This is a genomic window from Streptomyces sp. SolWspMP-5a-2 (assembly GCF_900091845.1).
Lineage (GTDB): Bacteria > Actinomycetota > Actinomycetes > Streptomycetales > Streptomycetaceae > Streptomyces > Streptomyces doudnae.
The window spans coordinates 1-8287 of sequence record NZ_FMCI01000060.1 but is presented as its reverse complement, the minus strand read 5'-3'; the positions used below and the strand labels follow the sequence as shown (position 1 = coordinate 8287).

Genomic DNA, 8287 nt, shown 5'->3' with positions numbered 1-8287 from the left:
GCGGGCGCGGCCAGGGGGTCGCCGTCAGCGGGCCGGACGACGGCGACCCGGCGGACGGGGCCGAAGGGACGGCGGGCCACCGTCAGGCAGGGCCCCGACGGGCTGGTCCGGACAGCGGAGCGCGACCCCTCGGCGGCGGCGCCCGGCAAGGCGGGGGCGGGGCGGACGACAAGGCACGGGGGAAGTCGCCGGACGGGTCACGGGACGTCCCCGGCCGCGGCGCGGCCGCCCCCGTCGGATCACGCCGACCGGACGCACTGGACCCTTCGGATCGGGGTCCCGGCTCCTCGACGGCGGCACGCTGAACGGGCGCCAGCGACGACGTACCGCCCCCCTGCGGGGCCCGAGCAGCCGACCCATGCCCGCCGCGCGGACCGGCCGGACGCGAAGGGCCCCCAGGGTCTGCACCGGTCGGCGAGTTCGAAGCTATCGGCGGGGCCGTCGGCGTGGTCGATGTCGGCACGTCACCGCCCGCACCCGGCCCGGGTGGCGTCCGTCCGGGCGCCGTACGCACGCCGTTCGGCCCGGCACCGGACCGATCCCCGGCCCCGGCCCCGGGTGGCACCACCGCCACCCGTCGCACCAGCGGAGTCGCCGGAACAGCCCACGGACCAGCGGCGTCCGCCGCAGACACGACCGGGTCCGGGCCGGACACGGCAGACCGCTGGACGGCAGCGGACGACGCGGCGGAAAGGAGAGCGAGGGGCTCGGAGGAACCGTCAGCGGCCAGCCCACGGGACAGCCGTGTGCCGCCTTCGCCCGAACTCCCCCTCCACACACCACCGTCACGCAGACCACCACGATCCGCACCGGACCCCCGCGAACCCGGCGCCGGCCGCCCCGGCTCAGACGAGCCTGGCTCCACCAGCACCCCGACAGCCGACGGGTCGTCTCCCGCCGCGCTGTCCTCGCCCTCCGGGAGCGCCGACCTGAGCAGCAGCGGCCCACCACCGCTGTGCGTGGCCGGTGCGGTGGCCGGGCGGGTGACGCCGTGCACCAGACCGGCCGGAGCGGCGGGCAGCAGCGCGTGCCCGAGGCCGCTGTCGAACGACGGGTCCTGCCAGGCGGCGAGCCCCGCGCGGAAAGCGAGGCCGTCACTGACGCCGAGCGGAGCGCGGGACAGGGTGAGCCGGGGCGCGGCGACCCGCCGCCAGCCTCCGTCCCAGTCCCCCGGAACGGAGAGACCCACACGGCCCGTCCTGCCGGGGACCGCACCCGGCGGATTCTCCCCCGCACCCGGTGTACCGTCCCCCGCCGGACCGCCCCCGGAGCCGTCGGAATGCTCCGCGGGGACCCGGCGGCGCAGCCTGTCCCGCCATGCCATGTACTCAACCACCTTCGTTCACACGGGTGTTGATGCGGGCGATCTCGGCCACCCACTGCCGGCGTTCACCGTGGGTCAGGTCGAGGATCTCCTCGCGCCGCCAGTGGAAGTGGTAAGCGATGTACGCGATCTCCTCCCGGAGCCGGGGAAGGGCGTACGTCACGATTCCCCCAGGCGCCCACCGGAGAGGTCGACCTCGAAAGCGCCCTCGCAGTGCGGGCAGGTCACGGCGGCACGGGTGTGGCCCTCACTGTTGATCCGGCGGTAGAAGTCCTGGAGGAAAGCGACATCGGTCGCGTACATCCGCTCCACCACCCCGGCGTGCACATCGGTGACGGCACCGATCCGGGTGATCACCTGACTCAGCAGCACCACACTCAGGTAGGCCGGGTTCTCCTTGACCCTGAGATCGATCTGCGGACGCAACTCGTCCCGGGCGGTCGCCAGACGCATCGCGCCGTGCCGGTGCACAATGCCCGACTCATCGACATAACCACGCGGCAGCTCGAACTCGAACTCGGTGCGCAGTCCGTGGTCCCCGCCGCGGGGCGGAGTGGGGGGCGGTGCCGTCGGCAGTTCCGCCGCCGGTGCGGGCTCCGTCGCCTGGAGGATCTCCTCCAGGTTGCCCGCCGTCACGGTGCGGCGCCTCATTCGACGATGATCTCTTCGAAGACGATCGTCACGGACTCGGTGGCCGCGGACGACTCCCCCGCCTTCAGGGAGGGGCCTTCCCACTTGGAGGCCCAGCCCTGCATCAGCTGGATGCGCCGGACGGTGTTGCCCTCGGTGTCCTTGATCTCGATGGTGAGGTTCTGCCGCGCGGAGTTCACGGCGCCGTTGTTCAGGGTCTCCTTGATCCAGTTGGTGAACTCGCTGCTCTGGTCGAGTCCCCGGGTGATCGTGATCTCGCCTGCCTGCCGGGCGCCCGGCTGCTTGCGGATGATCTGCTTGCCCTCCGCGCTGACCTGGCGTACCTCGACGACCTCCTCCTCGACGGTCAGTCCGCTGATCTCCTGGATCGACTCGACGAGGTAGCCGCCGAGCTGCACGCCGAAGACATGGGTGGAAAGAGCATCGCCCGTCGCCATGACTGTCTGTCACCTTCCTTCGCTGGTGCGGTGGTTCATGGGGTCACTGGTTCACTCGTCGACGAGGCTGGTGCTGTCGGAGAACTGGGCCAGCCGGAACACCACGAACTCCGCGGGCTTCACCGGTGAGACGCCGATCTCGCAGATGACCCGGCCCTGGTCGATGGACTCGGGCGGGTTGTTGTCGCGGTCGCACCTGACGTAGAACGCCTCCTCGGCCGTGCGGCCGAACAGCGCGCCCCTGCGCCACTCCTCGGTGAGGAACGCCGTGACGTTGCGCCGGATGCTCGACCACAGCCGGTCGTCGTTGGGCTCGAAGACCACCCACTGGGTGCCCAACAGGATGGACTCCTCCAGGTAGTTGAAGAGCCGCCGCACGTTCAGGTAGCGCCAGGCCGGGTCGGAGGAGAGGGTGCGGGCGCCCCAGATCCGGATGCCCCGGCCGGGGAAGGCGCGTACGCAGTTGACGCCGATCGGGTTGAGCAGGTCCTGCTCGCCCTTGCTGAGGCGGAGTTCGAGGTCGACGGCGCCCCGGATCACCTCGTTGGCGGGTGCCTTGTGCACCCCGCGTTCGCCGTCGCTGCGGGCCCAGACTCCGGCGATGTGACCGCTGGGCGGGACGGTGGTGTTGCGCCCGGTGGCCGGGTCGAAGACACGGACCCACGGGTAGTAGAGGGCGGCGTACCGGGAGTCGTAGCCTGCCTCGTCGTTGCGCCAGGCACGCACCTCCTGGGCGCCGAGGCCGGGCGGGGTGTCGAGGACGGCGACGCGGTCGCCCATCTGCTCGCAGTGGGAGATCACCGCGAGCTGCACGGTGCGCACCCCCTCGGCGTCGATGTCGCCGCGCTGGTAGGCGCTCATCACGTCGGGCACGGCGACCATGGTGATCTCGTCGATGGTCTCCAGACCGCCGAAGCCGGTACGGGCGGCGGCGTCGCCGACGTACTCCGCGGGGCCGAGCCGGGCCACCTCGCCGGAGCCGCCGGTGGCGGGCGCGGCCGGTGCGTCGGGCACCGCGAGCACCTGGGCGACGGGCCTGCCCTGGGCGGCGTCCTGCTGCTCGGTGACCTGGATCAGCTTGGACGCGCGGGCCTGGTTGACCAGGTATCCCTTGACGTTCTTGCGGGTGGACGCGTCGTAGGTCTCGGCGACCCGGTCGCCCTGGCGGACCAGGACCTTGAAGCGGTCCTCGGGCGGGTTCTCGCCGTCCGCGTCGGTGACCTCGACCGACACCCCGGTGACGCCCGGCCTGGCCGCGACGAGGAAGCCGCCGAGGGCCACCGGTTCCGTCGCCGCCTCCGCCCCGGTCCGGCCGCCGCCGGCCGGCGGGGCGTCGCCGTCGTCGGCCCGGTCGTCGCCGATCCGCACGACGTACGCGGCGCCGCCGCCGTTGGTGAAGTAGCCGTGGACCGAGAGCGGCAGGTAGGCGCCCTCGGTGAAGCCGCCGAACGTCTGCGTGTACTGGTCCCAACTGGTGACCAGCGTCGGGGTGTGGAACGGGCCGTTCTCGGCGAAGCCGACGAACGCGGCGACGGCGGTGCCGACCCCTTCGATCGGTCGGGCACCGGACTGCACCTCCTCCACGTACACACCCGGGGTGAGGTACGTCGGCATACTCGCTCCTTCGCGTCCGTGCGGCTCGGTCACCTGTGTCCGGATCGAGTCTGCGCGGTGATCCACCCGGGGCGACAGGGACGCGGGGCCTGGCCAGGGGCAGGGCCGCTGCCTTCCGTTGCCCCCGCGGACCGTCCGGCCACCGCCCCGCCGTGCCCTCGCGCTGCCCGCGCGGACCTGGACACCCCGGCCGCCCCGGCGGTCCACTGGGGGCACCAGCGGGACTGCGCCGACGAGGAGGCCACGAAGTGCGGAGGACCGGGGCCGGCGCCGAGCGGCACGAACACCGGCGGGCCGCGAGCGGTCCGGCCGCCACCACCCGCCAGGCGGCCTCCACCGGCGCCGCCGTACCGCCGCCGCTCACCGCCGACGCCCTCCGGGCGGCGCAGCGCGGCGCGGGCAACGCCGCGGTGACGACGATGATCGCCCGCCGCTTCCGCCCGGCGCCCGTCGCACCGGAGGTGCCCGATCCCGAGGTGCACAAACTGCTGCGCTCGGGCGGCGAACGCCTCAGGAACCCGGTGCGCGAGGACATGGAGTCCCGCTTCGACGACGACTTCTCCGACGTCCGGCTGCACACCGGGGCCGCCGCGGCGCGCTCCGCCCGCGCCCTCGGGGCCCGCGCCTACACCTCGGGCAACCATGTCGTCATCGGCGACGGCGGCGGCGACCGGCACACCCTCGCCCACGAACTGACCCATGTCGTCCAGCAGCGTCAGGGCCCGGTTGCGGGCACCGACCACGGCGGCGGCCTGCGGATCTCCGACCCGTCGGACCGCTTCGAACGGGCGGCGGAGGCGAACGCCAGACGGGTCCTGTCCGGTACGGCGCCGGTCCGGCGCGCACCGGAGCCCGACACCGGCCGGCGACCGGCGCCGTCCGGGGCGGGCGCGGTGCAGCGGATGTACTCCGGCGGCGAGGAGGACGAGGAGGACTACCTCGGCGACGACGAGTCCGACATCGCCGAGGGTCTGGAGGAGGGCGACGCCCTCGCCCAGCTCGTCGCGGACGTCAACGCCTGCACCTGTGAACCCCGGCTCCAGCAGGAAGGGCGCTCCACCAAGGAGGCGATGGTCAGCTTCCCCCGCGACCAGAAGGCGGAGCGGGCCGAGCAGACCATGCGGCACATCTCCATCCGGCTCTTCAACTGCATCCGCTACCTGCACGACGTCGCGCTCCAGAACGCGCGCGACGAGGCGGCCTCACTGGACCCGGACGGCGACTCGGCGATGGCGGAGTCCTCCACCGCGCCCGAGAAGAAGGGCAAGGACACCAAGGGCAAGGCGGCGGCCAAGAAGAAGGGACCGCCCCGGGAGTCCGAGGTGCAGGGCCTGCTGATCAACGAACGGCTGGTCTTCGCGACCAACCGGAACCGTTCCGTCACGCTGCTGATGGAGTACCTGAAAGCCCAGTCCGCCGGACAGGACGAGGGCGCGCCGGCACCGGACCTGACCCACCTGATGAACCACGAACCGTCGGAGAAGGAACTCCGCACGGGCCGGTCGACGAGGGAGGCGGACGATCTGATCGCCGTCAACCGGCGCGCCCGGCTGAAGATCAAGCAGGTCTACAAGGGCGAGCGGGCCAGCGCGACCGCCGACGCGATGCGGCGCAGGGGCCCCGTCGTCCAGTTGGAGGCGGCGCCCACGACCGAGGAGGGGATCGCGGAACTGCGGAGGATCCTCACCGCGGACGAGTACAGGGGCGCGGTCATCCTGCTCAAACACTCCACGGGTACCGGGAACAACCCCGACGGCAAGGAGTCGGTGCACGCCGAGCAGAAGCTGATGCTCGCGCTCAACACGGCCGAGCTGTCCGGGGAGCAGCTCGGCGAGAAGATCGTGGTGCGCGGGACCAAGCGGCCCTGCAAGGCGTGCTGGGCACTGCTGGAGCACTACAGGCAGCGAGGCTTCCCCCTGAGCTTCAACAACCGGCCGGGCGCCTTCTTCAAGGAGTCGGCCCGGACCGGTCTGGAGGAGCACCCCCAGATCGCCGCTCCGCCCGGCGGACAGGGCGAGGGCAACTGGATGTCCCAGCAGATCACCGCGAAGGCGCGGCTGGGCACCCATGTCTCCGCGTACTCCGGTGAACGCGCCCCCGACGAGGCGGAGACGGGCTCGGACGGCGGGAAGCGGCTGCGGGTCACGGCCAAGGAGGTGCGGACGAAGGACGACAGGGTCGCCTACACCCACGCCGAGCACGGCACCGGCGGCCATGAGACGCTCTCCGACTCCGACGTGATCGAGGAGAGCGACGGCTCGCTGACCAGCACGCTCGCCAAACTGGATCTGAGCGGCATCCGGGGGGTGACGAGCGGGGACTCCGAATCCGAGGCCGCGGCGGTGCACCGCGGGAAGAAGCGCAAGAAGAAGAACCTCGCCGAACACCCGGACCTTCTGCGGCAGTTCGAGGACGCCATGGGGGCCGACTTCCGGGCGACCGTGGAGCAGCGCAAGCAGGGTCCGAAGTCCGGCGCCGGGATGCACTATCCACAGCCGCTGATGGACCTGGCCGCCAGACTGCGCGACGAGGAGGACGTGTCGATGAACAGCATGGCCGGCCATCTCGGCGTCGACACGGGCGCCTTCACGAGAACGGTGGAGAGCCGCACCACCGGGAACGAGGCGGAGGACACCGACGGGCCCTCCGCGCCCAAGAAGAAAAGAAGAGCCCGCTCGGGGGGCCGCTGGACCAGGCGGGCGAGAATCGGCTGCTCGGTGCCCTGACGCCCGAGTTCGCCAGATGGCGGACCACCACGCTCGGTGGCGGCAACGCCGGGAGGCGCCCCGCGTTCGGAGCGGCCCTGGAGGACGTGATGCGCGGGATGAAGGGCACCTACTCCGCCAAGTCGATCGGTGTCTTCCTCGGGAAAGTCCCGGACAAGACCATCCGCAACTACATGAAGGACGAGTGAGCGGCCCGCCGCGCCCCCCACCCGCCCCTCACGCCCCCGCCGCCTCCTCTGTGTACGGCCCGAACTCGCCCTCCAGGAGCAGCCGTCCGAGCTTGCGGTACTCCTGGGCGACCGCCGTCACCACCTGCCGCATGGTGAGCGGTTCGCCGGACTCCGCCGCGAGGTAGGCCGCGGTCACCGCGCAGGCCCGGATGGAGCCGCCGGCGAGTTCGAAGCGGTCCGCGCAGAACGCGAGGTCCAGGTCGTCGGCGCGGGGCAGCCGTTCGCCCAGGCAGCGGTCCCACAGGGCGAGGCGCTGGCCGGCGTCGGGGACCGGGAAGTCCGCGACCACGTCGAGCCGGCGGGTGAACGCCTCGTCCAGGTTGGCCCGCAGGTTGGTGGTCAGCACCGCGATGCCGTCGAACGACTCCATGCGCTGGAGCAGGTACGCCGACTCGATGTTGGCGTGCCGGTCGTGCGCGTCCTTCACCTCCGCACGCTTGCCGAAGATCGCGTCGGCCTCGTCGAAGAGCAGCACCGCGTTGACCGCCGACGCCTCGGTGAAGATCCGTTCCAGGTTCTTCTCGGTCTCCCCGACGTACTTGTCCACCACGGTGGACAGGTCCACCACGTACAGGTCCATGCCCAGGTCGGCGGCGACGACCTCGGCGGACATGGTCTTGCCGGTGCCCGACTCGCCCGCGAACAGCGCGATGACGCCGCGCCCCCGGCCGCCGCCGGGCCGCATCCCCCACTCCCCGAGCACCCGCTCGCGGTGGCGGGCCCGCAGGGCGAGTTCCCGCAGCCGCCGGTGGGTGGCCGGTGGCAGCACCAGGTCGTCCCAGCCGACGCCGGGCTCCACCCGGCGGGCCAGCCGGTCGAGCCCCGCGCCGTTCTGGGCGCGTACGGCGGCGCGCAGGTCGTCGGGGTGCGGGGGTCGGCCCGCGAGGGCGGCCGTGCGCACCGCCACGTCGGCGGCCCGGCGCAGTTGTCCGGAGTCCAGCCGGTGCGCGGCGACCGCTTCGGCGAGCGCCGTCGCGTCGCCGACCGGGAGGACGCCGCCCGCCGCGTCGTCGAGGGCGTGCCGCCAGCGGGTGGCCTGCCGTTCGGGCGACGGCGCGGGGACGGTCAGGACGACGGGGGTGTCGGCCGCCCACTCCGGGGCCCAGCCGACGGTGCCGTGGGTGAGCAGCGGGAGGCCGCGCAGCGCGGCGCTCAACGCCCCGAGCGCGCGGGCCCGTTCGGCGGGTTCGCCGGGAAGCGCCTCCAGCGGGCCGAGGACGACTCCGGCGCCGGTCAGCCGGGCTTCGAGGGCGGCGGTCCTGGCCAGCTCCGGTATCTCGGCCGGGTGCCGCGCGAGCGCCGTCG

At 72.9% G+C, this 8287-nt stretch carries 6 protein-coding genes; 1 reads left to right on the top strand and 5 read right to left on the bottom strand.

Going from position 1 to position 8287, the window contains the following annotated elements; all coding sequences use genetic code 11:
- Positions 1-1328: 1328 nt before the first annotated feature.
- From GA0115242_RS40610 to GA0115242_RS05935, 4 genes are read right to left on the bottom strand one after another with little or no spacing between them, the layout of a single operon-like run.
- Positions 1329-1487, bottom strand: a complete 159-nt coding sequence (locus GA0115242_RS40610; protein WP_176729753.1) for a DUF6760 family protein — start codon at positions 1485-1487, stop codon at positions 1329-1331.
- Complete coding sequence (locus GA0115242_RS05945; protein ID WP_093825250.1) at positions 1484-1975, bottom strand: hypothetical protein; 492 nt, start codon at positions 1973-1975, stop codon at positions 1484-1486. The genes GA0115242_RS40610 and GA0115242_RS05945 overlap by 4 nt, the downstream gene beginning before the upstream one ends.
- Positions 1972-2412, bottom strand: coding sequence for a phage tail protein (locus GA0115242_RS05940; RefSeq protein WP_055596784.1), 441 nt, complete (start codon positions 2410-2412; stop codon positions 1972-1974). Before GA0115242_RS05940 ends, GA0115242_RS05945 begins: the two co-directional genes overlap by 4 nt.
- A 51-nt stretch (positions 2413-2463) precedes the next feature.
- Positions 2464-4026: a phage tail sheath family protein gene (locus GA0115242_RS05935; RefSeq protein WP_093825248.1), complete on the bottom strand. Its 1563-nt coding sequence runs from the start codon at positions 4024-4026 to the stop codon at positions 2464-2466.
- Between the two features lie 248 nt (positions 4027-4274).
- Here GA0115242_RS05935 and GA0115242_RS40605 point away from each other — a divergent pair, with 248 nt between their 5' ends.
- Positions 4275-6752 (top strand): eCIS core domain-containing protein, encoded by a 2478-nt coding sequence (locus tag GA0115242_RS40605; RefSeq protein ID WP_256089377.1) that lies wholly within the window; start codon positions 4275-4277, stop codon positions 6750-6752.
- Between the two features lie 216 nt (positions 6753-6968).
- On the opposite strand, the gene GA0115242_RS05925 is transcribed toward GA0115242_RS40605, so the two are convergent.
- Positions 6969-8287: ATP-binding protein (locus GA0115242_RS05925; protein WP_141721510.1), on the bottom strand; the 1319-nt coding region annotated here is incomplete at its 5' end.